General features: G+C 64.1%; 28 protein-coding genes and 3 pseudogenes. 15 read left to right on the plus strand and 16 right to left on the minus strand.

Features of this window, described 5'->3' with window-relative positions:
* Nucleotides 1–62 precede the first annotated feature (62 nt).
* The 3 genes from NX02_RS18410 to NX02_RS18415 are packed head-to-tail and all read left to right on the plus strand — an operon-like array spanning nucleotide 63 to nucleotide 3,576.
* Nucleotides 63–1,790, plus strand: coding sequence for an N-acyl-D-amino-acid deacylase family protein (locus NX02_RS18410; RefSeq protein ID WP_025293670.1), 1,728 nt, complete (start codon nucleotides 63–65; stop codon nucleotides 1,788–1,790).
* Complete coding sequence (locus NX02_RS32560; RefSeq protein ID WP_158014066.1) at nucleotides 1,787–1,966, plus strand: hypothetical protein; 180 nt, start codon at nucleotides 1,787–1,789, stop codon at nucleotides 1,964–1,966. The genes NX02_RS18410 and NX02_RS32560 overlap by 4 nt, the downstream gene beginning before the upstream one ends.
* Nucleotides 1,963–3,576 (plus strand): GMC family oxidoreductase, encoded by a 1,614-nt coding sequence (locus NX02_RS18415; RefSeq protein WP_039996680.1) that lies wholly within the window; start codon nucleotides 1,963–1,965, stop codon nucleotides 3,574–3,576. The genes NX02_RS32560 and NX02_RS18415 overlap by 4 nt, the downstream gene beginning before the upstream one ends.
* Nucleotides 3,577–3,622: 46 nt before the next feature.
* Here the strand turns inward: NX02_RS18415 and NX02_RS34030 are convergent.
* Nucleotides 3,623–3,808 (minus strand): annotated as a pseudogene (locus NX02_RS34030) (zinc-binding dehydrogenase); the annotation flags it as partial.
* A 9-nt stretch (nucleotides 3,809–3,817) separates the two neighbouring features.
* Between NX02_RS34030 and NX02_RS18420 the strand changes: the two are divergent.
* Nucleotides 3,818–4,633: a LysR family transcriptional regulator gene (locus tag NX02_RS18420; protein WP_342671316.1), complete on the plus strand. Its 816-nt coding sequence runs from the start codon at nucleotides 3,818–3,820 to the stop codon at nucleotides 4,631–4,633.
* A 51-nt stretch (nucleotides 4,634–4,684) separates the two neighbouring features.
* Here NX02_RS18420 and NX02_RS33925 read toward each other — a convergent pair whose 3' ends face one another.
* From NX02_RS33925 to NX02_RS18445, 7 genes and pseudogenes are all read right to left on the minus strand, one after another.
* Nucleotides 4,685–4,810: a hypothetical protein gene (locus NX02_RS33925; protein ID WP_281178227.1), complete on the minus strand. Its 126-nt coding sequence runs from the start codon at nucleotides 4,808–4,810 to the stop codon at nucleotides 4,685–4,687.
* A 132-nt stretch (nucleotides 4,811–4,942) separates the two neighbouring features.
* Nucleotides 4,943–5,962: a hypothetical protein gene (locus NX02_RS18425; RefSeq protein WP_158014067.1), complete on the minus strand. Its 1,020-nt coding sequence runs from the start codon at nucleotides 5,960–5,962 to the stop codon at nucleotides 4,943–4,945.
* A 195-nt stretch (nucleotides 5,963–6,157) separates the two neighbouring features.
* The gene (locus tag NX02_RS18430) at nucleotides 6,158–7,189 is read right to left on the minus strand and encodes an Atu2307/SP_0267 family LLM class monooxygenase (protein WP_025293673.1); all 1,032 of its coding nucleotides are present in this window, start codon (nucleotides 7,187–7,189) and stop codon (nucleotides 6,158–6,160) included.
* Between the two features lie 58 nt (nucleotides 7,190–7,247).
* Nucleotides 7,248–8,651 (minus strand): alginate export family protein, encoded by a 1,404-nt coding sequence (locus NX02_RS18435; RefSeq protein WP_025293674.1) that lies wholly within the window; start codon nucleotides 8,649–8,651, stop codon nucleotides 7,248–7,250.
* A gap of 83 nt (nucleotides 8,652–8,734) precedes the next feature.
* Nucleotides 8,735–8,899, minus strand: coding sequence for a hypothetical protein (locus NX02_RS18440; protein ID WP_158014068.1), 165 nt, complete (start codon nucleotides 8,897–8,899; stop codon nucleotides 8,735–8,737).
* A gap of 34 nt (nucleotides 8,900–8,933) precedes the next feature.
* Nucleotides 8,934–9,053 (minus strand): annotated as a pseudogene (locus NX02_RS34090) (hypothetical protein); the annotation flags it as partial.
* Nucleotides 9,054–9,172: 119 nt separating this feature from the next.
* Nucleotides 9,173–9,871, minus strand: a complete 699-nt coding sequence (locus NX02_RS18445) for a hydrolase (protein ID WP_025293676.1) — start codon at nucleotides 9,869–9,871, stop codon at nucleotides 9,173–9,175.
* A 283-nt stretch (nucleotides 9,872–10,154) separates the two neighbouring features.
* On the opposite strand from NX02_RS18445, the gene NX02_RS32570 reads away from it, so the two are divergent.
* Together NX02_RS32570 and NX02_RS18450 are read left to right on the plus strand one after the other, a co-directional pair.
* A complete protein-coding gene (locus tag NX02_RS32570; protein WP_158014069.1) occupies nucleotides 10,155–10,505 on the plus strand; it encodes a hypothetical protein in 351 nt (116 codons plus the stop codon).
* A 375-nt stretch (nucleotides 10,506–10,880) separates the two neighbouring features.
* Complete coding sequence (locus tag NX02_RS18450; protein ID WP_025293677.1) at nucleotides 10,881–11,795, plus strand: DUF3089 domain-containing protein; 915 nt, start codon at nucleotides 10,881–10,883, stop codon at nucleotides 11,793–11,795.
* 186 nt (nucleotides 11,796–11,981) lie between these two features.
* On the opposite strand, the gene NX02_RS18455 is transcribed toward NX02_RS18450, so the two are convergent.
* From NX02_RS18455 to NX02_RS18470, 4 genes are all read right to left on the minus strand, one after another.
* Nucleotides 11,982–12,503: a (R)-mandelonitrile lyase gene (locus NX02_RS18455; RefSeq protein WP_084717910.1), complete on the minus strand. Its 522-nt coding sequence runs from the start codon at nucleotides 12,501–12,503 to the stop codon at nucleotides 11,982–11,984.
* A gap of 2 nt (nucleotides 12,504–12,505) precedes the next feature.
* On the minus strand, nucleotides 12,506–13,585 hold the full coding sequence (locus tag NX02_RS18460) for an alpha/beta hydrolase (protein WP_025293679.1): 1,080 nt from the start codon (nucleotides 13,583–13,585) through the stop codon (nucleotides 12,506–12,508).
* A 23-nt stretch (nucleotides 13,586–13,608) separates the two neighbouring features.
* On the minus strand, nucleotides 13,609–14,814 hold the full coding sequence (locus NX02_RS18465) for an MFS transporter (protein WP_025293680.1): 1,206 nt from the start codon (nucleotides 14,812–14,814) through the stop codon (nucleotides 13,609–13,611).
* 119 nt (nucleotides 14,815–14,933) lie between these two features.
* Complete coding sequence (locus NX02_RS18470) at nucleotides 14,934–15,836, minus strand: LysR family transcriptional regulator (RefSeq protein WP_025293681.1); 903 nt, start codon at nucleotides 15,834–15,836, stop codon at nucleotides 14,934–14,936.
* Between the two features lie 355 nt (nucleotides 15,837–16,191).
* Here NX02_RS18470 and istA point away from each other — a divergent pair, with 355 nt between their 5' ends.
* Both istA and istB read left to right on the plus strand, forming a co-directional pair.
* Nucleotides 16,192–17,679, plus strand: coding sequence for an IS21 family transposase (gene istA / locus NX02_RS18475; RefSeq protein WP_039996352.1), 1,488 nt, complete (start codon nucleotides 16,192–16,194; stop codon nucleotides 17,677–17,679).
* A complete protein-coding gene (gene istB, locus NX02_RS18480) occupies nucleotides 17,676–18,527 on the plus strand; it encodes an IS21-like element helper ATPase IstB (protein ID WP_425424012.1) in 852 nt (283 codons plus the stop codon). Before istA ends, istB begins: the two co-directional genes overlap by 4 nt.
* A 155-nt stretch (nucleotides 18,528–18,682) precedes the next feature.
* Here the strand turns inward: istB and NX02_RS18485 are convergent, their stop codons facing one another.
* The 4 genes from NX02_RS18485 to NX02_RS30835 all read right to left on the minus strand — a co-directional run bounded on the left by NX02_RS18485 (nucleotide 18,683) and on the right by NX02_RS30835 (nucleotide 20,973).
* A complete protein-coding gene (locus NX02_RS18485) occupies nucleotides 18,683–18,964 on the minus strand; it encodes a hypothetical protein (protein WP_025293682.1) in 282 nt (93 codons plus the stop codon).
* Nucleotides 18,961–19,614, minus strand: coding sequence for a hypothetical protein (locus NX02_RS18490; RefSeq protein ID WP_025293683.1), 654 nt, complete (start codon nucleotides 19,612–19,614; stop codon nucleotides 18,961–18,963). Before NX02_RS18490 ends, NX02_RS18485 begins: the two co-directional genes overlap by 4 nt.
* Nucleotides 19,611–20,234, minus strand: a complete 624-nt coding sequence (locus tag NX02_RS18495) for a hypothetical protein (protein ID WP_158014070.1) — start codon at nucleotides 20,232–20,234, stop codon at nucleotides 19,611–19,613. Before NX02_RS18495 ends, NX02_RS18490 begins: the two co-directional genes overlap by 4 nt.
* A gap of 166 nt (nucleotides 20,235–20,400) precedes the next feature.
* The gene (locus tag NX02_RS30835; RefSeq protein WP_025293685.1) at nucleotides 20,401–20,973 is read right to left on the minus strand and encodes a LexA family protein; all 573 of its coding nucleotides are present in this window, start codon (nucleotides 20,971–20,973) and stop codon (nucleotides 20,401–20,403) included.
* Nucleotides 20,974–21,088: 115 nt separating this feature from the next.
* On the opposite strand from NX02_RS30835, the gene NX02_RS32575 reads away from it, so the two are divergent.
* The 7 genes and pseudogenes from NX02_RS32575 to NX02_RS18530 all read left to right on the plus strand — a co-directional run bounded on the left by NX02_RS32575 (nucleotide 21,089) and on the right by NX02_RS18530 (nucleotide 25,868).
* A complete protein-coding gene (locus NX02_RS32575) occupies nucleotides 21,089–21,322 on the plus strand; it encodes a helix-turn-helix domain-containing protein (RefSeq protein ID WP_025293686.1) in 234 nt (77 codons plus the stop codon).
* 1 nt (nucleotide 21,323) lies between these two features.
* On the plus strand, nucleotides 21,324–22,361 hold the full coding sequence (locus NX02_RS18505; protein ID WP_025293687.1) for a DUF7146 domain-containing protein: 1,038 nt from the start codon (nucleotides 21,324–21,326) through the stop codon (nucleotides 22,359–22,361).
* 20 nt (nucleotides 22,362–22,381) lie between these two features.
* Nucleotides 22,382–22,630: pseudogene (locus NX02_RS34095) on the plus strand (DnaB-like helicase N-terminal domain-containing protein); the annotation flags it as partial.
* Between the two features lie 24 nt (nucleotides 22,631–22,654).
* Complete coding sequence (locus NX02_RS18510) at nucleotides 22,655–23,836, plus strand: DnaB helicase C-terminal domain-containing protein (RefSeq protein WP_245648639.1); 1,182 nt, start codon at nucleotides 22,655–22,657, stop codon at nucleotides 23,834–23,836.
* Nucleotides 23,829–24,752: a DUF1376 domain-containing protein gene (locus NX02_RS30845; RefSeq protein WP_025293689.1), complete on the plus strand. Its 924-nt coding sequence runs from the start codon at nucleotides 23,829–23,831 to the stop codon at nucleotides 24,750–24,752. The genes NX02_RS18510 and NX02_RS30845 overlap by 8 nt, the downstream gene beginning before the upstream one ends.
* Nucleotides 24,749–25,369, plus strand: a complete 621-nt coding sequence (gene nusG / locus NX02_RS18520) for a transcription termination/antitermination protein NusG (RefSeq protein ID WP_025293690.1) — start codon at nucleotides 24,749–24,751, stop codon at nucleotides 25,367–25,369. Before NX02_RS30845 ends, nusG begins: the two co-directional genes overlap by 4 nt.
* 319 nt (nucleotides 25,370–25,688) lie before the next feature.
* The gene (locus NX02_RS18530) at nucleotides 25,689–25,868 is read left to right on the plus strand and encodes a hypothetical protein (RefSeq protein WP_158014071.1); all 180 of its coding nucleotides are present in this window, start codon (nucleotides 25,689–25,691) and stop codon (nucleotides 25,866–25,868) included.
* Nucleotides 25,869–26,149 lie beyond the last annotated feature (281 nt).

The following is a 26,149-nucleotide window of genomic DNA, read 5'->3' on the forward strand; positions in this document are numbered from 1 at the left end:
TATCGGCGGCTCGCCGCCGCGGCCGATCGCTGAGCGGCGGCCCCATGACGGGAGAACGTCAAATGGCAGCGTATGACCTCGTGCTGCGTGGTGGCCTGATCGTCGACGGCAGCGGCGACGAACCCTTCACCGGCGACGTGGCCCTCAGCGGCGGCCGCATCGCCGCCGTCGGCCGCGTGGACGGGCCCGGCTTGCATGAGATCGACGCGACCGGGCGGATCGTCACCCCCGGTTTCGTCGACATCCACACCCATTATGACGGACAGGCCGTGTGGTCCGAGAGAATGACGCCATCGTCCGCGCATGGCGTCACCACCGTGGTGATCGGCAATTGCGGCGTCGGCTTCGCGCCCTGCCGGGCGGCTGACCATGACTTGCTCATCGAGGTGATGGAAGGCGTGGAGGACATCCCCGGCGTGGTGATGGCCGAGGGATTGCCGTGGGACTGGGAAACCTTCCCCGAATTTCTCGATACGCTGGCGGCGCGGCCGCGCGATATCGATGTCGCCGCCTACCTGCCGCACAGCCCGCTGCGGGTCTATGCGATGGGCGCGCGGGGTGCGGCGCGCGAGGCAGCGACCAGCGACGACTTGCGCCGCATGCGCGATCTGGCACGCGAGGCGGTGGAGGCCGGCGCGCTCGGCTTCGCCACGTCGCGCACGTTCATCCACCGCACCGCTAACGGCACCCCGATCCCCAGCTTCGAGGCATCGGGTGAGGAACTCGCCGCGATCGCGATGGGGCTGGCGGACGCGGGCGCCGGCATCGTGCAGGCGGTGATGGACGTGCCGCAGCGCAGCTGGGACGAGGAACTCGCGATGCTGCGCGACGTGATCCGCCGTTCGGGGCGCCCCGCCACCTTCACCTTCGGCGCGCCCAACGGCGGCCCGCCGATCTGGCGGCCGGTGCTGGATGCGCTGGACGAGGCCCAGGCGGCGGGCGAGGTGCTGAGCGCACAGATCTTCCCCCGGCCGATCGGCATGATCGTGGGACTGGAGCTTTCCACCCACCCGTTCGCGCTCTCGCCGAGCTTCCAGCCGATCGCGCGCCTGCCGCTGGCGGAGAAGGTAGCGGCGCTGCGCGATCCGGCGATGCGCGCGCGGCTGATCGCGGAGCAGCCGGCGGTGGGGCATCCGCTGGCCGCGATGGGGCGCAGCTGGCCGTTCATGTTCCCGCTCGGCGATCCGCCGGTGTACGAACCCGCCGCCTCGGAAAGCGTCGCCGCGCGCGCTGTGTGCGCCGGCGTCACCCCGGAGGAGATCGCCTACGACCTGCTGCTGGAGGAGGGCGGCCGCGCGATGCTGTACGTCGCGCTCGGCAACTTCCACGAGAACCGGCTGGATGCGGTGCGCGAGATCATGGCGCATCCCGCCACCGTGCTGGGATTGGGCGATGGCGGCGCGCATTACGGATCGATCTGCGACGCCAGCTACCCCACCTTCATGCTCGCCTACTGGGTGCGTGACCGGGCGAACGGGTTCCCGCTGGCGCAGGCGGTGCGGATGCTGGCGCGCGATCCGGCGATGGTGGTGGGGCTGGCCGACCGGGGATTGATCGCGCCGGGATACAAGGCCGATCTGAACGTGATCGATCTCGACCGCGTGGCTCTGCACAAGCCGATGCTGCGCAGCGACCTGCCCGCCGGTGGACGCCGGCTGGACCAGGGCGCGGACGGTTACGACCTGACCATCGTGGCGGGCGAGATTATCGCCGAGCGGGGCGCGCCGACCGCCGCCCGCCCGGGCCGGCTGGTGCGGGGTGCGCAGGCGGCGCCCGCGACGGCGGCATGAACGGCGCGGCCTTTACTCGAGGCCTCCTGCAGCACCCCGGCGATTCCGGCAGCTGTTACGAACCGATCGAGGAGACCGGCATGCACGCAACGATCGACGAAGGACTCGCGGAGGCGGCCAGGTGGGACGGCCGCGATCCGATCCACGACATCGACATGCGCGGTGACGCGGCATGAGCGCGCTGCCGGATACCGCCGACTATGTCGTGATTGGCGCAGGCTCCGCCGGCTGTGTCGTCGCCAACCGGCTGAGCGCCGATCCGGGCACCCGCGTGGTGGTGTTGGAGGCGGGGGGCCGCAATGCCGGGCTGCTCGCCACGATGCCCGCCGGCATGGCGACACTGATGCGGGCCGCGAACGCCAGCAACTGGGCGTTCGAGAGCGAGCCGGTTGCGGCGTTGGGCGGGCGGCGGATGTTCGTGCCCCGCGGCAAGGGGTGGGGCGGTTCCTCCTCGATCAACGGCATGCTCTACGTTCGCGGCAACCGCGCGGATTACGATCAATGGCGGCAGATGGGACTGGCCGGCTGGAGTTACGACGATGTGCTCCCGCTGTTCCGCCGCATGGAGGACTTTTGCGGCGAGGCGGACACGTGGCATGGCAAGGGCGGTGAGTTGCCGGTGCGCTACGGCACCTCGCACGATCCGATCTATCGCGCCTTCATCGCGGCGGCGCGCGCGGCGGGTCACCCGGAGACGGACGATTTCAACGGCCGCGATCAGGAGGGCGTCGGCCGTTATCAGGTGAACATCGAGGGCGGCCGCCGTGCGGGCGCCCGGCGCGCCTTTCTGCTGCCGGCACTGAAGCGACCCAACCTGACGGCGGGGACGGAGCTGCACGTGACGCGGATCGTGGTGGAGGGCGGCCGCGCCGTCGCGGTGGAGTATGTCCGCGGCAAGGATCGCACGCCCGGCCGCATTGCCGCTGATCGCGAGATCATCCTGTGCGCGGGCACGATGCAGTCGCCGCAACTGCTCGGCCTGTCCGGGATCGGCGATCCGGAGGATCTGCGCGCGCTCGGCCTGGCTGTCGTTGCGGCGCTGCCGGGGGTGGGGCGCAACCTGCAGGATCATGTCGATATCGCCGTCACGTATCGCTCTCGCCTGCCCTTGTTGTGGAGCCGAACGAAGGGGTGGCGCGCGGGCCTTGTCGGGCTACGCTATCTGCTGTCACGCAGTGGGCTCGGCGCCAGCAACTCGCTGGAGGCGGGCGGCTTTCTGCGCACACGCCCCGAACTGGACCGGCCCGACGTGCAGATCCAGTTCATTCCCGGGGCGATGGTGAACCACGGGCAGAAGGGCATGCAGCCGTTCGATGGTTTCTCGATCGACATGATCGCGCTGCATCCCGAGAGCCGCGGCACCGTGCGGCTGCGTTCGGCCGATCCGTTCGCCCCGCCTGAAATCCACCCGAACCACCTCGCCACCACCGGCGATGTCGCGACTTTGCGCGCCGCCGTCCGCCTTGCGCGGGCGATCGGCGAGCAGCCTGCGCTGGCGCCGTGGCGGATCGCGGAGGACGAGCCGGGCGCCGATGCGGTAAGCGATGCCGCGATCGACGCATGGTTGTACGAACGTGCCGCGACGATCTTCCACCCTGTCGGCACCTGCCGGATGGGCGCGGCGGACGATCCCGGCGCGGTGGTGGACGCGGCACTGCGCGTCCGCGGCGTTGCCGGGCTGCGCATCGCCGATGCCTCGATCATGCCGACCATCGTCACAGGCAACACCAATGCCGCCTCGATGATGATCGGCGAGAAGGCCGCCGATCTCATACTGGCAGGTTAAACATTATATGACATGGACCGGGCTGCCGCCGGCTTGCTGCTCCCTCTGCGCCGATGCCAAGCGCCTCCACCTGCGCCGCCAGCGGCTTCGAATGATCCAGGACGTGGTGTGCGCCAAGCTCCTTCACCCAATCCTGCGTTTCGGGGCGCGAGGCGGTCGCGATCACCGTCAAGTCGGTGCGCTGGCGCGCGATCTGCACTGCGACGGATCCAACGCCGCCAGCGCCGCCGAGACGGCGTCATTGGTCAGCCGCCGGCTCGCCCGCCTCGAGGAAGAGTTGGGCATCCAGCTCCTTGCGCGCACGACGCGCGGCGCCACGCTTACCGAAGCTGGCGGTGCGTTCCGTGACTATGCCATGGGGGTTTGTGCCGGCCTCGACGCGGTGCGGGAAGCGATCCTTCCTGAAGAAGATCTTCAAGGGCTGTTACGTATTACGGCGCCTCTATCCTTCGTCCCAACGATCTTCGCACCCGTCATCGCAGATATGGCTGTGCAGCACCCACGCCTGCAAATCCACGCCTCCTACAGCGATCATTATGTCGATCTGGTCGGCGGGGGTTTCGACTGCGGAATTCGTGTCGGCTATCTTGAGGATTCAAATCTGATCGCTAAGCGCGTCGGGCCGATCTATGGCTCGCTCGTGGCAAGCCCGGCTTATGTCGCCGCTCACGGCGCCCCCGAAACGCTCGAGGAATTCCTCGATCACGAGGTTCTCATGCATGGAACGGAAGCTTGGCAGTTGATGGACGGCGATAAAGCCGTCATGGTTCGACCCCAAGGGCGATTGAAAGCGGACAACATCATAGCCTTAATGACGGCGGCCATAGCGGGGCTGGGCATAGCCAGGCTGCCCGACGGCATTGCCCATGAGCATCTGGCAAGCGGGGCTCTGATAAGAGTTTTGCCGCAACACCCACTGCCGATAGCGGGAATGTTCGTTGTGCGCCCACATAGCCCACATCCAGCACGCAAGGTGCGCGTCTTCACAGAGATGCTGCAGAACTTTCTTGGCAGCTGCCCATTTATCTCAAAGCCGTATTCTGACGACCAGCCGTAATCAAGCGCGTTCGAAAATTGCGGCACATTGCTTGAGCGCATATCAAAGGGGTCAGACAAACCTTATGTCATCATTGGCGATGTCGAAGGACAGTATTTGACCGATGTGCAGCGCCCTTGGCAACGGCTCCGCAGGCGCGCCAAACTCGACGATGTCCACATTCACGATCTGCGTCATTCCTTCGTTTCGGACGCTCTCGAAAGGGGTAATTACTGACGACGATCGGAAAACTGCCGGCCCGCACACAGGTCCAGACCACCGCGCGATACGCTTATCTTAAAACAGCGTCGGTGCAACGCTTGCCAATCCTCAACGGACGAGCAGATAAATGCGCTTACGGGGATAGTCCCACACCGTTTTGAACTGGCTCAAGATGTTATAGCCGAGGGACAACAGGTCAGGTTCGGTGATGCCGATCGGCGCGGCTGCGGGGGAAGGCGTTGTTTCGACCTCGATGCCCTTCAGGTCGGGCATGGGATGGCCGCTCAACTCCCAGCCATGAAGATCGAAGCTGTCCGGTTTCGTTTTCGATGGGGTCAGTCGGCCTTCTTTTAGCAACCGGGCCTTGCCCGCTTCGCTCGTGCGGAGACTCCCATATTGGCCGGTGTCCCAGTCGGTGATGACGGGCATGTCGCCGATGTAGCCCGGCACAAGGGGAATATTGGGCAGCTTGCGGGTCTCGAACGGCAGTTCGGCGATCACGCGCTCCCCTTTCAGATAATCAGCCTCGCCATGCTTGTAGAAGGTTGCACGTAGATTTCGATAATCGAGCTTCATCGCGTGGTTCGCAAAGGCGGTGTAGCCGAACCAGCCGATGAAATCCGGGGTGACGTCGTTTTCCAACAGACGGGAATCCTTGGATGTGACGAGGGTTACGCTCGGGTAAGACAGCCCGCCAATGTGAACGGCCCGCACTTCGGGCACGAGATGAATCTCGAACGTCTGCCCGCTTCCAAAAAATCCCGTGCCGATTGTTCGTGCGCCCGTTACCGGCACGCGATGATCGTTGATCGACAGCGCCGATTCAATACCGGTGTCGAGCATGAATTTGCCTCTGACGCCGGCGGCTGAGCCTTCGATGAAGGGATATTCTCGCACCATAACGATAGGCAGAGTCACAATCTTGTCGGTTAGTCTTACTTCGGGCGCTTCCTCGGACCGGGGGGGCCTTGCGGCGTCGCCCGCTGCCAAGACCGGCGCAGCGATTGCCGCCAGCAGCGCCGTGGCGCCAAATTTCCGAAGGCCGCCCAGTGTGGGCGCATATGGCGCGCGAAAGATGTCGCAATTGATCAATGGTATGATGAAATTATATTTTTCCGAAATGGTCATGATAATTCACCTTGATATAGTTAAATTCATGATCATGCCGAGCTTATCTGTGAATCACATCAAATTCATGAGGCAATAAAAATCAAATATGCGCGCGTCTGCTCGACGGCAAATTCGGATCGGTGACGGTTAGCGTCATGCCCACGGGGCAGCGCTCCATTGCCATGTCGGCCGTCGCGGCGAGAGGCGCACGCGTCACTGTGCTGCCCTGATCATCGGCGCAACCTCTGTGCCGAGCAGTGCAATGGAGCGCATCATTGCTTCGGTTTCCAGCGATGCCGTACTCATCTGGAAAGTCACGCGCGATACGCCGCCCAGCACCTCGTCGAGGCGGCGTAGCTTTGCCGCAACCGTTGCAGGTGCTCCGATCAGATAGGCGCCTTCGAAGCTGGCGGTATTGTCGAACTGCTCGCGCGTTGGCGGCGACCATCCGCGTTCGCGCCCGATCGTCGTCGTCAAGTGCAACCAGCCGGGAAAGAAAATGTCCCTTGCGGCTCCGTCGGTCTCGGCGACGAACCCCATGGCGTGGACGCCGATCTTCAGCCTTTCGGGGCTATGGCCCGCGCGTGCGCCTGCCTCCCGGTAAAGGTCGATCAACGGACGGAACCGGTCGAACGTGCCGCCGATGATGGCGACCATCAGCGGCAGGCCAAGGGCACCTGCCCGCGCAAAGGATTGGGGCGTGCCACCCACGCCGATCCAGACGGGCAATCTCGGCTGATGCGGACGCGGGAAGATGCCTTGGCCGTGCAGCGCGGGCCGGAAACGGCCCTGCCACGTGATTTCGGTGCTCTCACCCAGTTGGAGGAACAGGTCGACCTTTTCCGCGAAGAGATCGTCATAGGCGCGTGTGTCGAGGCCGAAGAGCGGATAGGCTTCACCGAAGGATCCCCGGCCCACGACCAGTTCCGCGCGGCCTTTCGAGATGAGATCGAGCGTGGCGAACTCCTGGAAGACGCGCACCGGGTCAGCCGCGCTCAGGACCGTGACCGCGCTGGTCAGGCGGATGCGGCTGGTGCGTGCCGCTGCCGCTGCCAGGATGATGGCGGGCGCGGAATCGAGGAATTCGGCGCGATGATGTTCGCCAATGCCAAAGACGTCGATGCCGGCCCGATCGGCCGCTTCCACCTCAGCCAGAAGGGCGGCCATGCGATCGGCCGGCGATGGGCGTTCGCCCGTTACCGGGTCCGGGAGAATGGCTGCGAAGCTGTCGATACCGATTTCCATGCATCTTCCTTACAGGCGCAATGAGGGGTTGGACGGGGAGAGAGAGGACATGGCGCCTTCAAAACCGGAAGTTGGCCATGCCACCGGCCACGCGCATCGTCCGCGCCGGACCTGTCTCTCGAATGAAGCGGCCGGGAGCAAACGAACTCATCGACGCCGACAGGTTCAGTTCGGGCGTAGCCTGCCATGCCATCGCGAATTCGATCTGTTTGCCGACGAACCGTGCATCGCTGTGCCGGCCGCTGCGCACCAGGAAACCGGGGATCGCGTAGATCCCGTCGTGCCTGCTCTCCCGCCAATAGGCCACGCCTTTCAACGACAAGGTGACGGCTTCGTGCGGGTGGATAGTGGCCGATGGCTGGATATGGATGATATTGCGCGGGCCGATGGGCGCTTGGGACGCAAAATAGGATCCTCTTGGGAACATGGGGTTGAAGGTGCCCAGGGTTGCGTCATCAGGATCATGATCGCCGGAGATGACGTCCGTCGTCAGCGCGATTTCCGGCCGCAGCGACGTCTGGGTGAAGCGATATCCGATCTCGCTGGCAAAACCCCACGCCGCCACTCGCCCATCCCCGAATGTCCCGCGCTGGAGCAGAGTTTCCAGGTTCCAGTGCAGCTTCCCTGTGTCGCCGAACAAACGGGCACCGAAGGAATGGATCATCTGCTTGTCGGCGCCCTGGTCGAAGACGGCGGCGGCGTCGCGATATCCAAGATAATAGAGGTCGATGCCCGACTTCCGGTCGCCCTTGAACCAGTTTGTCGCATAGGCACCCCACACCGCCTTTTGTCGGGAGGTGCGATCGTTGAAGCCGCCAGGCGAAGTATCGACCGGCCGGACGTAAATGGCCGTGATCTGGTAGGTCGGACCTGTCAGCCTTGCTTCAGAGCCGTCGAAAGCCTGTGGGACATTGGGGCCATAGCGCGTGTCGATCAGTCGACCAGCGCCAAGGGAAAGAAGCTTGCGGCCGGCAGAGATCCGGAGCGACGTTCGAGCTGCGATATCCAGCTCAACTTCGGCGAACGCCTGCAATATATCGACACCGGTCGTATCGACCGGCGCCTTGGGCCGGTCCACGTCCGAGATTGCGGAAAGGATCGGCTGAGCGAACAGGCGCACCTTTCCGGCATGGAGATCGGCATAAGGCATCAGCCGGTGCCAAACATAGGAATCGTCGGGGCGTGCCCCCCAATCCGTGTTTGCATATCCTTCGAACCGGGAACGCGCCTCCACGCCCGTCGTCAGGTAAACGGACGCATTCTTGTCCAACTCGATATATTTGAACGGCTCCGTCCATCTTCCCGTGCGGAGATCGGGATCGGCCAGATGCGACCAGTCTTCCGAATAGCGCTCGACGGTGAGCGTCGGCGCGCGCGTGACATCCGTGCCGGGCTGTGCATGGGCGGTGACGGGAATGACCGTGGCTGCGGCTGCCGCAACCGAAGCGAAGCTCCACCTCATAGGCTACCAATCTTCGGGCGGACGGGACCACCCATGGTCGTGGCCAAGCTGCAGATTGCGCGATTGTCGGTTGCAAACGATGATCATGATCCATGCTCCCGAAGCTGAAAGCGGACTGCGCCCAGTCCGGCAGCCGAGACGGCGACGAGACCACCGACGATGGCGAAATGCTCCCTTGCGGTCGTGAACTGCCGGCGAAAACCGCCGCCTGCGAAGCCCCAGACGGAACGGCCGATCAGCGTCGCCATGACCGTGAAGGCCGCCACAGCGCGGCCTGGCTGCTCAGCCAACCGATCGCCAGCGCCGGCATGGGCAGGCGGTGCCAAAAAAGCCGAGCGCCCTGAAGACAACCAGCAATGCGCCGACGATCGGGGGCGGCGCAGGCAGCGGCAGGTCGAACCAGCAGCAACCGGCGCAGGGGCGGGGGGCCCGCGGGGTGGGGCATTACAGGCCCCCCGCATGTGGCGACAGCGGCAGACGGCTGGGGGGAGCGGTCTGTCGATGCCGGCACATTGCAAAGGCTAAGCCGCGGCAATACCAGCCGATCTAGCCGCCATGGGCTCGAGGCGGGGTCCGTGCGTCACGCGCTCCGCCGCTTTATGGACCATGGTATATGCGTAATCGACGCCCATTCCATATGCGCCGGAGTGCTCCCGCACGATGCTCATGACGCCGTCATAGGTGTCCCGGCGCGCCCAGTCGCGCTGCCATTCGAGCACGACCTGCTGCCAGGTGACCGGCACCACACCCGCCTGAATCATGCGCTGCATCGAGTAGTCGTGCGCATCCTTAGTCGTTCCGCCGGAGGCATCGGCGACCATGTAGATTTCGTAGTCGCCCTCGCTCATCGCGGAAAAGGCGAAGCTGTTATTGCAGACCTCCGTCCAGAGGCCGGACACGATCACCTTTCTCTGTCCGTTCTTCCCGAGGGCATCGCGCACCTTCTGGTCATCCCAAGAGTTCATCGAGGTGCGCTCAAGCAGGGGGTGCTCGGGGAAAACGGCCAGCAGTTCCGGATAGGTGTGACCGGAGAAGCTTTCGGTTTCGACCGTCGTGATCGTGGCGGGGATGCCGAAGAGCTTCGCGGCTTTGGCGAGCGCTACGGTGTTGTTCTTCAGCACCTGCCGGTCAATCGACTGCACGCCAAAGGCCATCTGCGGCTGATGATCAATGAAGATGATCTGACAGTTCCCGGGCGTCAGAAGTTCCGGCTTATTCATCACTGCTTTGCTCCAGCTTGATCCTGTCTCACCAATGCCTTTTCTGAGCATTGCGGCCACACGATAGGCTTTAGAGATAGTCGGCGCGAGGAGCGGCGCAGATCATGCCGAAGGGGTGCCGATCTTGCGGCATTTTCCCCTATTTGAAAAAGCGCCCCGGGATTGCCGGGTATTCCGATGCATGCCGCGATGAAGCGTAGCCATCTCACGATCGCGCTCGCTACGACATAGCCCAGCGCAGCCCACCGCCTCGAGTTAACCGAGGGCGAGTAATCGGGCCGCTGTGGCGAGCGCGCCGAGCGATCTTGGCGTGGTCGATCTGCACATTTGCGAGATTGCCCCCCCCCGCCCGCGCCTCTGGCATACGGAGAAGCCGGCAAACCCCGATGCACAAGCATCTCTCGGGCAGCTTGCAGCGACAAAGGCCCGCCCGTTCCAAAGCAGACATTGCAGCAAGATCGGCACCTTCGCGGCAGCCTTCACGCCGCATGGCTCAATACACTTGATACTCTCCGACAAACGAACCTGCTCTCGCTATGAGACAAAGGGTGAAGCCATGGCCTATCGAAAAAACCTTGACCCTCTGCTTCGTTCCGATGATTCTGTCCTGTTTATGATCGATCACTATCTCTAACAGCGACCAAACCGTAATGATCATGACTCAAAATCTATATTGAACAACACAACAGCACTGACAACTGCTGTCAAATTTTTGACACTTTCACGATTCTCACGTAGAAAAACACCAGTTTCTCAAATCAATAGATTTCCCTTACGGTAGGTAGACACGTATAGTATGAATGGTTCCTACATAACATCCCGAGCGCGCAATCCGCTCTGGTTGATATCCGCCCTCGCGGGTGCATTTGCCCTAGCGGCGTGTGCCGGAGGCACTCCGCCACGACCGTTCGACGCATCGGCCACCCCTCCCGCGCCCAACTATGCCCGCCCGAACGCCTGGCTGGCTTATCCCGGACGAAACGGCCTTGAGCGATCGACGCCTCCCGGTTTGACGGCAGTCAATGAGGCAAACGCGCCCGCCGATGTTTTCTTCGTTCATCCAACGACCCTCTCCGACAAGACGGTCTGGAATGCGCCATTCGACGCGGCAGACGATATGGTGGAGCTGGAACCGTCCGTGCTCACGGGCCAATTGAGCGTCTTCAACGGATGCTGCCGCCTCTTCGCACCGCATTACCGGCAGGCCTCGCTGCCGGGTCTGGAGGATCGCCAGGCGAGCGGTCTCGCCTATTCGGATGTGGCCCGCGCCTTCCGCCACTTCATCGCACGTGAGAGCAATGGGCGCCCATTCATCATCGCTTCGCACAGCCAGGGCAGCGGCCATGCTGTAGAACTGCTGCAGCGCGAGATCATCGGCACGCCGCTTCAGGGGCGCATGGTCGCCGCTTACCTGATCGGCGGCTATGTCCCGCGCGCGTTCGCCGATATCGGTGTGCCAGTGTGCGACAACCCGCGTCAGACCGGATGTGTGCTGTCCTACAACGCCAGCAAAGGCGGGCGGCTCGCCCGGATGGTGATCGAGGGCAAGGAATACTGGTGGCAGGGGAAGTGGCGTCAACAAGGTGACCCCGAGGCGATCTGCGTCGATCCGCTGACCTGGCGCGCCGACGGTTCGGGCACATCGGCCGCGAACAAGGGAAGCCTTCCGCTGCCCAAGGCACCATTTCCGCAGAAGGCAGGGCCGCTAGCCAGCCTCACGCCGCGTCTGACGGGAGCTATCTGCCGCAATCAGATGCTAGAGGTGCAATTGGCCCCATCGGCCCCCAAGGGCTTCTCTGACATGCTCAGCATGTTGGCCGGGAGCTATCACCTCAATGATTACGGCCTGTTCTACGTCAATTTGCGAGAAAATGCGACCGACCGGGTGGCGGCCTGGCACGCTGCTTATCGCAATCGCGACTGAGCCGTCCGCTCGCACGCGGTGGTAAAGCTTTTGCACTCCGCGGCGAGCTTGGTGGTCACGAACAACGCGTCTCGTTCGACGCCGCTGGCGCGTACGGTCTCGGCAACGCCACGCTCGTTGCCGTAGGCCTGAGCGGTGTGGTGACGCCATTGGCGAGCGTGAATGTTTCATCGCGGATCATGCGGTTCACGCCTTCGGCTCGCCGAGCGGGGCAAGATATTGCTCCTCGGTTACCTTCTCCATCCACGTGACCGGCGTGCCGTTCACCGATTCTTGGATTGCGATGTGGGTCATGGCATCGCGCGGCGTGGCGCCGTGCCAATGCTTGTGCTCGGCCGGGCACCAGAGGATGTCGCCGGCTCGGAACTCCAGCTTCGGCCCACCCTCGATCTGGGTCCAGCCGACGCCTTCGGTGACGATCAGCGTCTGGCCAGCCGGGTGCGCGTGCCAGGCGGTACGTGCTCCGGGTTCGAAACGCACGATCGCCCCGCCAACGCGCGACGGGTCGGGCCGCTGGAACTGACCGGTGATGGTGACCTTGCCAGTGAAATATTCCGCCGGGCCGTCGATGGTCTTCAATTCAGATTTATGATCAATCTGCACGAGAGGCACTCCTTGTCGGGACGATGTCTTCTGCACCTGCGCATCCGCTGCACTCGGCAGCCAAACGCTTGCGAGGCTCGCAGCGGCCAGAATCGATTTCATCATGGTCAGAGTCCCCGGCTGAAGAAGGCGGCGATCCGGTCGAACGGGATCTTGTCCTCACGGTCGTAGAGGTCGACGTGGTTGGCACCGGGTATCATCACGAGTTCCTTCGGCTCGGCAGCGGCGGCAAAGGCAGTTTCGCTGAAGTAGCGCGAATGCGCCTTCTCGCCATGGATCAGCAGCATCGGCCGCGGCGCGATCTCCTTGATGTAGCTCAGCAGCGGCATGTTCATGAACGACAGTGGGTTGGTGACCGTCCACGAGGAGTTCGAGTTCACCGACCTCGGATGGAAGCCTCGCGGCGTTTTGTAATAGCCATGGTAGTCGACCAGAAACTGCGCCTCGCCGCCGTTAAGCTCGTTCATCGGCGGGCCGTAAGCGGGCGCTCCCCGCTCGGCATCCTGCCAGCGCTGTTGGCCCAGTTGCTCCGGTGTCTTGGTGCGTTCTTCAAGCGTGACACTATCGTTATAGCCCTTCGACATCACGCGGGTCATGTCATACATCGTGACCGCGACGACCGCCTTGACGCGCTTGTCCACAGCAACCGCGTTCAATGCCATCCCGCCCCAGCCGCAGATGCCAATCACGCCGATGCGCTGGCGATCGACGAAGGACTGGAGGCCGAGATAATCGACCGCGGCGCCGAAATCCTCCGTGTTGATGTCGGGCGAGGCGACGTTGCGCGGCTCGCCGCCGCTCTCACCGGTAAAGGATGGGTCGAACGCAATCGCCGCGAAGCCGCGCTCCGCCATCGTCTGGGCATAGAGCCCCGACGATTGTTCCTTCACGGCACCGAAGGGACCGCTGATCGCCAATGCCGGCAGCCGACCGCCTCCCCGATCCTTAGGAAGATAGAGATCGCCGGACAGCGTGATGCCGTAGCGGGTCCTGAAGCTCACCTTGCGGTGATCCACGCGGCTGCTCTTCGGGAACACCTTGTCCCAGTTCGCGCTGCCTTGCGCGGCGAAGGCGCTCGTTGCGGGTAGCGTCACCACGCCGGTCGCGGTGACCGCCGCCCCGCTGAGTTGCAGGATGCCGCGCCGGGTCAGCCGGCTGCTGCTATCGGCTTGCGGTTCGATGTTCATCTGGTTTCTCCGAAATCGATCGTTCATGAAAGCGAGGGCTTGCGGCTGCAGAGCACGCCAAGCAGGGCCGAGCCCGCGAGCAGAACCGCGCTGGCGAGGAAGGTCGCCCGGTGGCCCGCTGCGTCGAACAGCAGCCCGCCACCAGCCGCACCCAGCGTGATTGCAAGCTGGATGACGGCGACCATCAATCCACCACCCGCTTCCGCATCGTCAGGGAGGGTGCGGCTGAGCCACGTCCACCAGGCAACCGGGAGCGCCGTCCCGATCAGGCCCCAGCCGGCGAGCAGCGCCGCGGTGGGCAGCGACATCGTGCCCAGCGCGATGAGACCGATAGCAATCGCCGCCATCGCTAGCGGCGCGCCTATCAAAGTGGCGGAAAGGCTCCGCGTCACGGTTCGCCCGATCAGCCAGGTGCCGATGAGGCCCGCCCCGCCCATGCCCAGCAGGACCAGTGAGAGTAGCGAGACACTGAGTTGCGTGACGCCTTCGAGGAACGGCCGCAGATAGGTGAAGAGCGCGAACTGGCCCATGAACAGCAGTGCGACCGCGACCATGCCAACCCGCGCCTCGGACCGCCGCAGCACGGCCAGCGGGCTGGCGGCACGCGTGCTGCGCTGTGACGGCATCTCAGGGAGCGTGCGCCACAGCCAGACGAAGGTGAGCGCCGCGAGTGGAACAACTATGGAGAACGCGCCGCGCCAGCCGATATATTGGCCCAGGAAACTGCCGAGCGGGGCCGCAATCGTGGTCGCCAGAGCATTACCGCCGTTCAGCATCGCCAGTCCCCGGGGCACCTGGTCCTCGGGCAGCAGGCGCATGACCGTCGCCGCCGAAATCGACCAGAAGCCGCCGATGACGATGCCGAGCAGCGCGCGGCCGGCCATCAGCACCGCATAGGTTGGCGCGAACGCAACCATGGCGCCCGACACGAGCATCAGCGCGGCGAGCCCAAGGAGAAGCGTGCGGAGATCGAGGCCACGGGTCAGCGACGTGATCGTCAAGCTCGCCAAGACCGCGAACAGGCCGGACACGGAAATAATCTGGCCCGCTGCGCCTTCGGTCAGTCGTAGGTCGTTGGCGATGGGGGTGAGGATGCTCACCGGCATGAATTCCGACGCGATCAGCGTCGCAACGCACAGGGTCAGGGCAACCACCGCGCCCCAACCGCCGCTGCCTGCGCGCGTCGTTGGATGCGTTTCTGCAAATTCGAGATCGACGCCGATCGCCATGCAATCCCACCTTCATCCAGTTGTCCGAATTTTCCGGACAAGACGATTATGGTGAGCGTCGACGTGATGAATTAGACGGGGCTGCGTTGATGAACCAATGAGCGATGTTCAACGATCGATCAGCGCGAGTCGCCGCCCCGGATGTGATCGATCAGCAGGCGAAGTGCTGTCGGCAGCTGCCGCCGCCCAGGATAATAGATATGGAAGCCCGGGCCGTCCGACGCCCAGTCCTCAAGCACAACCCGCAGGTCGTCACGTTCCACGTAGGGCAATGCCAGAGGCTCCGGCACATAGGCGATCGCCGCGCCGCGCCGGGCGAGATCCAGCGCCAGCGCGCTGTTGTCGATCGTGATCGCGCCGGGCACGTCCACGGCTAAATTCTCGTCGCCGCGATCGAATTCCCAGGCATACCGGCTGTCATCGCCCAAGCGGAAGCGAAGGCAATTGTGCGACATGAGATCGTTCGGGTGAAGCGGGGTCCCGAACCGCTCGAAATAGGACGGCGCACCCGTTGCCACCCAGCGCATGTCGGGGGAGAGCCGCTGCGCCACCATGTCCTCGGGCACCGTTCCGCCGTAGCGGATGCCGGCATCCGCACCTGCCTCCACCACATCTACCATGTGATTGCTGACGAAAACGTCGACCTCGATCTGGGGATAGCGCTCGATGAAGCTCGGCAGCGCTGGTGCGAGCAACATCGTCGCCGCATGTTCCAGGACATTCAGCCGGATACGACCGGCCGGGTCGTCGCGGTAGCGGTTCAGCACGTCCACTGCCGTGCCGATTGCATCGAAATGCACGGAGATCGCCGCGCGCAGCTCCTCTCCTGCAGCGGTCAGCGTAACGCTGCGGCTGGTCCGATTGAGCAGGCGCACGCCGAGCCGGGCTTCCAGGCCTTTAAGCGAATGGCTCAGCGCCGACGCGCTGACACCGACTTCAAGCCCCGCGCGCCGAAAACTGCGATGCCGCGCGATCGCAAGGAAATAGCTGAAGTCAGCGAGATCGGCCCGGTTTAACTGCACGTCGCCATAGTGCCCCGGAGCGACCAGAACGGCAACAGCGCTGAGATGTGCTCAACGTTGTGACATCCTTCCTTGGCGGGCGTGCCTAGCGTTTGCGTCGATAATCTGCGCTTCCGAAAGCGATCTGGCAGCAACGTCCCCACAGCCCTTCGCACGCGAACCCAAAGCGCCGGACCTGTCCCGCTACGACCGCGAACAGGGCCTGCGATGAACGATGTCACAACGCCGCTGCCGCTGGCTGGCCCCTGCCTGTGTAGGGCGGTGACAAACCCGGCCACGGGAGCGCCGGCATAGGTGCCGGTGCGGCGGAGAGAAATCCTGCCAGTGGTAAGCTGCTCGTTTTGGGGCGGCGGGGATGTTTGCCTTGGAGAGTTACGCGGCCGTTCGGCGTTTTGTGTTCGTGGAAGGTCACAGCCGCCGGGAGGCGGCGAAGGCGTTCGGTCTGAGCCGGGACACGGTGGCGAAGATGTGCGCGTTCTCGCTGCCGCCGGGCTACCGGCGCACGAAGCCGCCGGAGAAGCCGAAGCTAGGTCCGCTGTTGCCGGTCATCGACGCTATCCTGCGCGAGGATCGCCTGTCGCCGGCCAAGCAGCAGCACACCGCCAAGCGGATCTTCGAGCGGCTGCGCGACGAGCATGGCTATGGCGGCGGCTACACGGTGGTGAAGGACTATGTCCGGCAGAGCCGCGCACGCAGCCGCGAGACGTTCGTGCCGCTGGCACACCCGCCGGGCCATGCCCAGGTCGACTTCGGCGAGGCGTGGGCAGAGATCGGCGGCATGCGGCAGAAGGTCCATTATTTCTGCATGGACCTGCCGCACTCAGATGCGTGTTTCGTGAAGGCCTATCCGCGCGAGACGACCGAGGCGTTCCTCGACGGTCATGTTTCGGCCTTCGCCTTTTTCGGCGGCGTGCCGCTGTCCATCCTCTACGACAATCTGAAGATCGCGGTGGCGAGGATCTGCGGCGACGGCAAGCGCGAGCGCACGCGGGCCTTCACCGAGCTGGTCAGCCACTATTTGTTTGCCGACCGCTTCGGTCGTCCCGGCAAGGGCAACGACAAGGGGAAGGTCGAAGCGCTGGTGAAGCACGCCCGCGCGATGTTCATGGTGCCCATTCCGGTAGCGCGCAGCTTCGACGAGTTGAACGAGCGCCTGGCGAAGGATTGCCTGGCTCGACAGAACGGGCATGCCGGGCGCCATGCCGACACCATCGCCGAGCGCCTCGTCGCCGACCGGCAGGCCTTCCGGGCCTTGCCGGCGGTGCCGTTGGAGCCGTGCGAGAAGCGGTCGGCGCGCGTATCGTCGACCGCGCTGGTGCGCTATCGGACCAACGACTATTCGGTGCCAACCGTCTATGGCTTCCGCGACGTCCTGGTGAAGGGGTTCGTCGACGAGGTGGTCATCAGCATCGCCGGCGAGGAGATCGCCCGGCATCCGCGCAGCTATGGCGAGGGCGCATTCGTCGCCAACCCGCTGCATTATCTCGCGCTCATCGAGCAGAAGCCCGGCGCGCTCGACCAGGCGGCCGCCTTGCAGGGCTGGGATCTGCCCGAGATCTTCCAGCATCTGCGCCACCTTCTGGAAGCTCGTATGGGCACCAAGGGGAAGCGCGAGTTCATCCAGGTGCTGCGGCTGCTCGAAGCCCTGCCGCTCGCCGTCGTCACCGACGCGGTGACGCAGGCCGTGCAGCTCGGCGCCATCGGCTTCGACGCGGTGAAGCTCATCGCGCTGGCGCGTATCGAACGGCGACCGCCCCGTCTCGATCTGGCCGCCTATCCGCACCTGCCCCGGACGGACGTGAAGACGACACGGGCGGCGGACTATGGGGTGCTGGCGGCATGACCGGCGACAAGATGCCGACCGGCACGACCGGCGGGACACCCCAGGTGCTGCTCGCCCACCACCTCAAGCAGCTCAAGCTGCCGACCGTGCTGCGCGAATATGAGAAGGTCGCGCGCGAATGCGCTCGCGACGGTGTCGACCACCCACGCTACCTGCTGCGCCTCATCGAGCTTGAGCTCATCGACAGGGAGCGGCGCACGGTCGAGCGGCGGATCCGCGCCGCCCGCTTCCCGGCGGTGAAGAGTCTCGACACCTTCGACTTCACAGCCATCCCCAGCCTCAACAAGATGCTGGTGCTCGAGCTCGCTCGCTCGGAGTATATCCTTCGGCGGGAGAACGTCATTGCGCTGGGCAACAGCGGCACGGGCAAGACGCACGTCGCTCTCGCGCTCGGCCTGGCTGCTTGCCAGAAGGGATTCACCGTCGCCTTCGCGACCGCCGCTTCGCTGGTCAACCAGCTGATGGAGGCGCGCGACGAGCGGCGCCTGCTCAAGCTCCAGCGGGAACTGGCGGCCGTGAAGCTGCTCATCGTCGACGAGCTCGGCTATGTGCCGCTGTCGGCGACTGGCGCCGAACTTCTCTTCGAGGTGCTGTCGCAGCGCTACGAGCGCGGCTCGACCATCATCACGTCGAACTTGCCGTTCGAGGACTGGACCCAGGTCCTCGCCTCAGAACGGCTTACCGGCGCGCTGCTCGACCGGCTCACCCACCACGTCTCCATCCTCACCATGAACGGCGACAGCTACCGCCTCAAACAGTCCGCCGGCCGGCGATCAGCCAGAAGGGCGGAGCAAAACCAGGCCACCGTGTCGGCCGACCCGAACACCGGCGAGATCCCGTCGCCATAGCCGGGAGAAAACGGTCGCGACGATATGGAAAGGGCCCCGATCGGGGCCCTTTCCATATCGTCATCACGCCTCGACCGCTGGCCTGCTTTTACTCCGCCCCGCTGGCCGGGTTTTGCTCCGCCGTTGACACTCAAGCTCGGCGATGATGCGGGCGATCAGCATGACGCACCTCCCGCCAACCGCCTAAGATCATCCAGCACCGGTTGCAGGTGCGCGGCTTCTAGTGTGCCGCCCGACCAATCCACGATCTCGGAAAGGATAATTTCGAGCTTGGTGTGAACGTCACTGAATGTCGCTGCCGGCACTTGCTGCAGCGCCGTGAACCGGCTCATCACAACCTGATCCGCTGCCTCCGCAGCGACTTCGCCGCGGGACGCTCGATAGGCAGCTTTCGCGTCGCGGTATGAGGCCAGCGCCTTACGGAACTCTCCCATCATGCCCTCCCGGCCGCAGCGAGGCGGGCGATGTCGGCAGTGATCGCCTGGGCGGTGAACCCCAGTTCAAAGCCTTCCGTCTCGTTGATGATCGCCATCTTTTCGTTGAGTTCGGCGATCGTCGTAACGGGGTGAAGAATGGCTGCTTCCAACGCTTCGCACTCGGTATCGCAAAGGACGCCGGATTGAGCGTCGATAGCGTCCAGCCCGTGCCGTTCGTGGAAGGCGTGCCGCTTCGCGTCGCGCAGGTCAGCCTGCGCCACAAAGGTCAGCATGTCGTCTCGCCAACTTTCGTTGAGACGGAGGCCCTTCCGCACCGACGCGCTATCAGGCGAACGTCCGTCATCCAGTGGCGCGCTGAAAGATCGGGCGAACTTCACATCGGCGGCATCTCGTGTCGAGAGTATGCACCGGCCGCCCATCGCATCATAAGCCATGGTGTGATGCGGGATCGCCGCGACATCCCGGTCGTAGGCCCGCAGCGCTGGCTTATAGATATCGCGCTCGAATGACTTTCGGTCGGCTTCCGCCTTACGATAGGCGGCGAGTATTTTCGCCCATCCTGATGCCCGCGCGGTAGTGGCGGCAGCCGGAAGAGCTGCGGCGGGCGCGAGCGCGATTGCGCCGAGAACGGCGCGTCGTGTGGCGCTCATTGGCTTGCCTCCGCAGCATCCGACCTGTCGTCTTCGGCAAGGGCGTGCGACACGAGGTCCAGTCCGGCGGTGATCAGAAGGCTGCACTGCAGAGAGCATTCTTGCTGCGTCGCGGCTTCAAGGACGGCGCCAACCTGCTGGAGGGCGACGCGCAACTCGCCATGCTGCCACATGAAGGAGGGCTCGCGCGCCGTCGCGGCCTCTTGCGGCCCATCGCGCCCCGTCAGGAACAGTTGCGCCTCGTCGAAGAGCGCGCGGATGTCGCCGTCATTGACATCGCTTCTGTCCCAGCGGTGGCCGTCGACCGTCATGAAAGCGGTCAGCAGCTTGCGGATCATCTGTTCCGGTGTGGATGCCGGGACGGCTAGGAGAGTGCGCCCGGCAGCTATTTCGATCTGCGTGGCAAGTTCGGCCGCGTCGTCGTTCGGAGCAGTGTCCACTGCGCGGAGCGCGGCGGCCATCGCAGCTGTGGTGGCCTCCCACGCGCCGCCCGTATCCGGCCTGATCCGGTCTGCCGCTGCCTTCAGGTTGTCGTAGGCGCGGATGCGCGGCGCACCGGCGTTGATGGTCTCGAAGCCGGCGCGGGCGCGGCTTGCAGTATCTGAGCTGTCACCAGCCATGCACATTCTCCCCAGCGTGGACAGGGAGATCTGCGGAGGCTGCCGTGGCTAGCGCGCTTTACTTCCCTGCGCGTCGGGGTCTGCGCTTCCGGCTCACCCGACAGGGAGCTGAGTAGCCCATATGGCTACAAACGGTCAAACGCTTTCTGTAGGCATATCGGCTACATCACACTTCGTTCATGAACATGAAGATCCTGCCGACAACCTGGAAAGGCTCAGCGCCAAGTAACATCGGTTTGTGATCGGGGTTGGCCGAGTCCGGTTCCAAGCGTGGCGGATTGTTGCGGAACCGCTTTGCGGTTGCTTCGCCCTCACCGGTGCGAACCGCGTAAATCTTGCCGTCGAACAAAGCGATATCGTCCGGATCGATCAGCACAATTGCGCCGGGACCAAAGACGCGATCCATGCTGTCGCCCGAAACCCGAAGCGCGAACGCGTTTGGCCCGCCGCCCACAGCGGGCACCATCCCCATTGGGTCTTCCACCGCCAGACGCAGCGGCCCGGCGGGAATGCTGCCGATGAGCGGAACCATTCGCAACTGAGGCTTGACCGGTGCTTCGATCAATTCAGTGGGCGTAACCTCGAGCGCAGACGCGATGCGTTCCATCCATTCAAGGGACAGCCGCCTTTCGCTGCGTTCGATCTTGGCGAGAGTGGTGAAGTGCACCCCCATCTTGTCGGCCAGATCCCGCATCGTCAGGCCCTTGGCGTTGCGAATTTCGCGGATTCTGTTCGGCATTGCTCGCTCCATTGTGCTGTGCAACATGTAGCCATTTGGCTACGCTTCGGCTAGGGGATTTCGTTATGGCGACACCCCCCTTTGCAAATGTCGCCATGATGGCTACAAAGAAGGCATGAAGCTTTCCGACTATCTGGCAGCGAACTCCATCTCTTACGCGGAGTTCGCCCGCAAAATCGGCGCTCAGCACCGGCGGACGGTTGAGCGGTATGCAAAGGGCGCTCGCATCCCGATTGGGAAGATGATGGCGGCCATTGCAATCGCGACCGGCGGGCAGGTGCAACCTAACGACTTCTTCGCGCCGCCGGATCCTGGCGGCGCTGAGGACGCCACCGCTGAGGCAGCGTAACTTGGCGCGGGGGCGGCACGGGCAGGACGACGCCGAGTTCCGGCGGCGGGTCGACGCGGCGCGCGGGCGGGTTGCGCTATCGGATGTAGCTGGGCGCTATACAAAGCTGACCCGCTTCGGTCGGGAACTGGGCGGGCTTTGCCCATTCCACAAAGAGAAGTCACCGTCGTTTCGCGTCAACGATGCGAAGGCCACCTATTATTGCTTCGGCTGTGGGGCGTTCGGCGATGTCATCAAGTTCCTCGTCAAGAAAGCCGGGCTGTCGTTCATGGACGCGCTGCGCGACATCGAAGGCGGCACGTATGCCGAGGTCGACCCCGCCGAGCGGGCGCGCCGCACTGAAGAGGACGCCGCCGATCGCGAAGCTGCCATCGCTGAGGCGCGTCGGATCTGGGATGATGCGTCGGAGGCGGCCGACTCGCCCGCCGAGGTCTACGCGCGCAGCCGCGGCATCATCATGCCGCTGCCACCGTCGATCCGCTTCACGCGGGTCTACGCCTGGATCGATCGGGAGAACGGCGAGGTCGGCCCTGACCTTCCCGCGCTGATCGGCGCGGTCACGGACGGCAATGGCGAGGTCATTGGTCTCCAACGCATCTTTCTCGCCAAGGGCGGGCACGCCAAGGCCAGCATGAGGAAGCCGAAGAAATCGCTCGGGCGTATTCGGGGCGGTGCGCTGCGGCTGGATCATGCCATTGTTCGTGACGCATGGGCCAACGAAGGCGTCGGCCTGCTGCCGCCAGACGATCCCCGTAGCGAGGTCATCATCACTGAAGGGCCGGAGGATGGCCTGTCGCTGGCGCAGGAGATGCCGGCTCGACGCGTCTGGGTCGCGCTCGGCACTGCCATGATGCCCGAGGTGCAGTTCCCGCCTGAGGTCCGCTCGATCGTCATTGCCGGCCAGAATGACAAGGCCGGGCACGATGCGGTGAAGAAGGCTGGCGAGGCATTGGCCGAACGCGGCTTCGGGGTGCGCACGATGTTCCCGGCCCCTGAGTTCAAGGACTGGAACGACCAGTTGCGGGGTATCCGCAAATGAGCGGGGCCTTTGATGAAGAGATGGGGGGCGCCCTGCCGATCGAGCCGCTGGCAACGTCGGCTATTCGCGCGCTGTGCAACCCCGAGGCCGAGCTCTACCTGATCGAGGAACTGATTGCCGACAACAAGCTGATCGAACAGGCGGCAGACGAGGTAAGAGCGGTGGACTTCTCAGCCGCGCTTCACGCCCGGATCTTCACGCGAATGATTGCGGAACATGCCTCCGGCCGCCGGGTCGAAGCGATCACGCTCGAACCCTTCTTTCGTGAGGATGAGGATTGGATCAGCGGCAAGATGTTCGGCCGGCTGTCTGGCGCCGATATCAACGCATCGCGGGATCGATCCCGGATCCGTGGCTATGTCGACCACCTCGTCGAACTGTCGAAGCGTCGGCGGCTGGTCGCTGGCCTCCAAGATGCCATCGCATCTGCGCGCACGATCGAAGTGCCGCTGCTCGAACTGGCGACCCACATCGACGAAGCAGTTGCCGTCATCACCGAGGCGGAGCAAACCGAGGAGCATGGCACGCTCGGCGAGTATGCCGCCCAGGTCATCGCTGATTGGGGTAAACCGATCCACGGCGTGCGCAGCGGCCTGATCAAGTCGCTCGACGATGTCACTGGAACACTGGAGACCAGCGACACTGTAGTCGTGGCCGGCGGGACCGGCATGGGCAAGACGGCGTTCGCCAGCAGCTACGCGATCGGCGTCGCGCAGGTCGGCCAAGGCGTGCTCATGATCAGTCAGGAGATGACCGGCGTGCAGCTCGCCCGGCGTGCCATCGCTGACGCCTCTACCCTGATCGGCCAGGCGGTCGATCATCGCGGGATCCGCAACCAGTCGCTCGATGGCGAGCACATGATGCGCATGACGCGCACCGCGGAGAAGCTGAGCGAACTGCCGATCGAGGTCGTTCCCGCCGCGGGTATGACCGTGGACAAGCTGCGCCGCGTGATCCGCCGGCAACGCCGCCGGTTCCAAGCGAAGGGCACAGAGTTGATGCTCGTCGTAGTCGACTATCTCCAGCTCATGCAGCCGTCGCGCGCGGGAATGTCAGCCTACGAATCCGCGACCGAGATCAGCAAGGGCCTAAAGCTGCTGGCAGGTTCAGAGAACGTCGTGATGATGGCGCTCTCGCAGTTGAACCGCAACATGCACAAGCGGGCATCGCACAAGCCGGAACTGGCGGATCTGCGCGACAGCGGCCAGATCGAGCAGGACGCATCGACCATCATCCTGCTGCATCGCGAAGAGCAATTCGTGAGGAACGAGGAGCCCAAGACGAAGCCTCGGGACAGCCTCGAATACACGGACTGGGAGACACAGTTGCGCGCCTGCCTCGGCCGCATCGAGTTCATCGTTCCGAAGTCGCGCCACGGCACGACCGGCAAGGCGCTGGGCTGGTTCTTCGGCAAATATCAGGCCGTCCGCGGCAACGAGCATGATCCTTCTGACTATGGTGGCTTCTATGTCTGACGCGGCGCTCCCCGACCCTCTCACGCCGCCGGACTGCGATCTGCGCGGGCTGGAGTATATGCCCCTGCTGGGCAATCACCTGTTCGGCAGCGAGTTCAACGCGCGCGCAACGGACAGCGAGTGGCGCGCGGCACTGACGCTATGGTGGGCTGCATGGGGACAGGTGCCGGCCGCTTCTTTGCCGGACGAGGATACGGCTCTGTGTCGCTTCGCGGATCTCGGAAAGGATGTGAAGTCGTGGCGCAAGCTTCGCGCTGGTGCGCTGCACGGATGGGTGAAGTGCGCTGACGGGCGGCTCTATCACCCGCTGCTGGCCAAGCAGGCTTTGATCGCCTGGGAAAAGCGGCAGCAGGATCGGCAGGCGCGGACGACCTCGGCAGAGCGGAAGGCACGGGAACGCGCGGATCGATCGCGCATGTTCGAGGATCTCGCTGCGGTTGGCGTCACGCCGGCATGGAACATTCCAACAGGTGACCTACGCGCTCTCGTCACCGAGCATGTCCGTGACCAGTCACGCGAAAAAGTCACACCTGTCACGCCTCCTGTCACACGAAATGTCACGGCTAAGACGGGACGGGACGGGACAGTATATTCCGATACTAACGTATCGGGCGCTGACGCGCCGCCGATCGATGTCGTGAAAGCGATGTTCGACGAGGGCGTCGCCTTGCTTGGCCAGTACGGCCGGAACGCCAGTTCCTCGCGAAGCATCATCGGGAAGTGGCGCAACGCTCGCGGACCCGATTGGGTGTTGAGGGCGATCCGCGCTGCCAAGGCCGAAGCGACGGGCGATCCTGTGGAATGGATCCAGGGCCGCCTTCGGCGCGAGAACTCCGACGAGGATGAGCGGGCGGCGTACAGGCGGCTCGCGGTTCAGGAATATCTGGAAGCCGACAAAGCGGCAGGGAGGGCATGATGGAGAACGGAAACTGGTGCATCCTGCGCACGGCTGCGCCTAGCACCCTGCGATTGATGGAGTCTCTGGTCTCGGCCGGCTTCGATGCCTGGACACCGACTGTCACGCTTTCCCGCCGCCTGCCTCGATCGAGGAAGCGTGTTCAATACCCGGTGCCACTGGTCTCTCGGTTCGTGTTCGCTCGTGCCGATCGGATCGACGATCTCGTCAGGTTGGCCGCCACCGAGCGCAAAGCTCAACCGGCCTTCTCGGTGTTCCGGTACATGGGCGGATACCCGCTGATCTCTGACCGCAACCTCGAGCCGTTGCGCACGGCGGAACAGCGGGAGAAGCCGAAAGAGGATCGACGCGCCTTCGCAAAAGGTGAAGCGGTCCGCTTGGCCGAGGGCGCCTTCGCCGGCATGTCGGGAATCGTGGAACTCGCCAAGGGCAGCCATGTGCTGGTGTGCTTTCCGGGCTGGCGGATCCCCATCAAAATAGAGGCTTTCCATCTGCGCCCGGATGTTGCAAAAGTCGGTACGCCTTCACGGGCGCGGCTGGCACGACCGGCAGACGAGAGAAATGAAGCGGCGCCCAAGACGGTGGCCGGCCTCGTCCCAACCGAGCAGGTGCAATGATGCACTTGGGCGGTCGTCAAAAACTCGTCCAGAGCACATCGGGTAAGCCCCAGCATGATAGCTGGTACAAGACAGCGCGCTGGCAACGGCGCCGCGCTGCCCAGCTAAGAGACGAGCCCCTCTGCCGGATGTGCCAGGGCGAGGGGCGCATCACGGCGGCGACCATTGCCGACCACGTCATCCCCCACCGCGGCGACCCCGTGCTGTTCTGGCAAGGCGAACTGCAGTCCCTGTGCAAGCCTCACCATGACCGGGACAAGCAGCGCATCGAGCGCGGCGGTAAGCCTCGGCAAGCGATCGGACTAGATGGATGGCCCGTGTGACCGTGACCCTTCGATCCGTATCGCGCTGGTGGCTGCGCCCCGCGATAGGTGGCGTTGTGTTCGTGACCTGGCTGGCCGGCAAGATGCGGCCGTCACGGCAGGACATCTACATCGATAGGCTCAAGGCTGCGATCTCGTGGCTCGTCGAGCGCGGTGTGAAGGTGAGGGCCGAGTGACTGTCATCGATGCATCGGATGCGATCAGGACGGCGATGGCGAGCCTCGGGCTGGTCGGATCGTTCGACGTGCGATGGCAAGGATCACGGTCGACCGGATGGGTTGGGAAGCCTGGTGAGGGTGACGACGTTGCGGTCGTCGTGACGATCGAAAAACTGCCTCCCCTTTCACCGACGCCATGATGTCCAAGCGGGTCGGCGTAAAATGCGACGAACCGTTGCCGGTTTCCCTTGCGGCGTAATAAAATTTCGTTCGCTCGACACAAAATGTCCCACGATATG

The organism is Sphingomonas sanxanigenens DSM 19645 = NX02 (assembly GCF_000512205.2).
GTDB lineage: Bacteria > Pseudomonadota > Alphaproteobacteria > Sphingomonadales > Sphingomonadaceae > Sphingomonas_D > Sphingomonas_D sanxanigenens.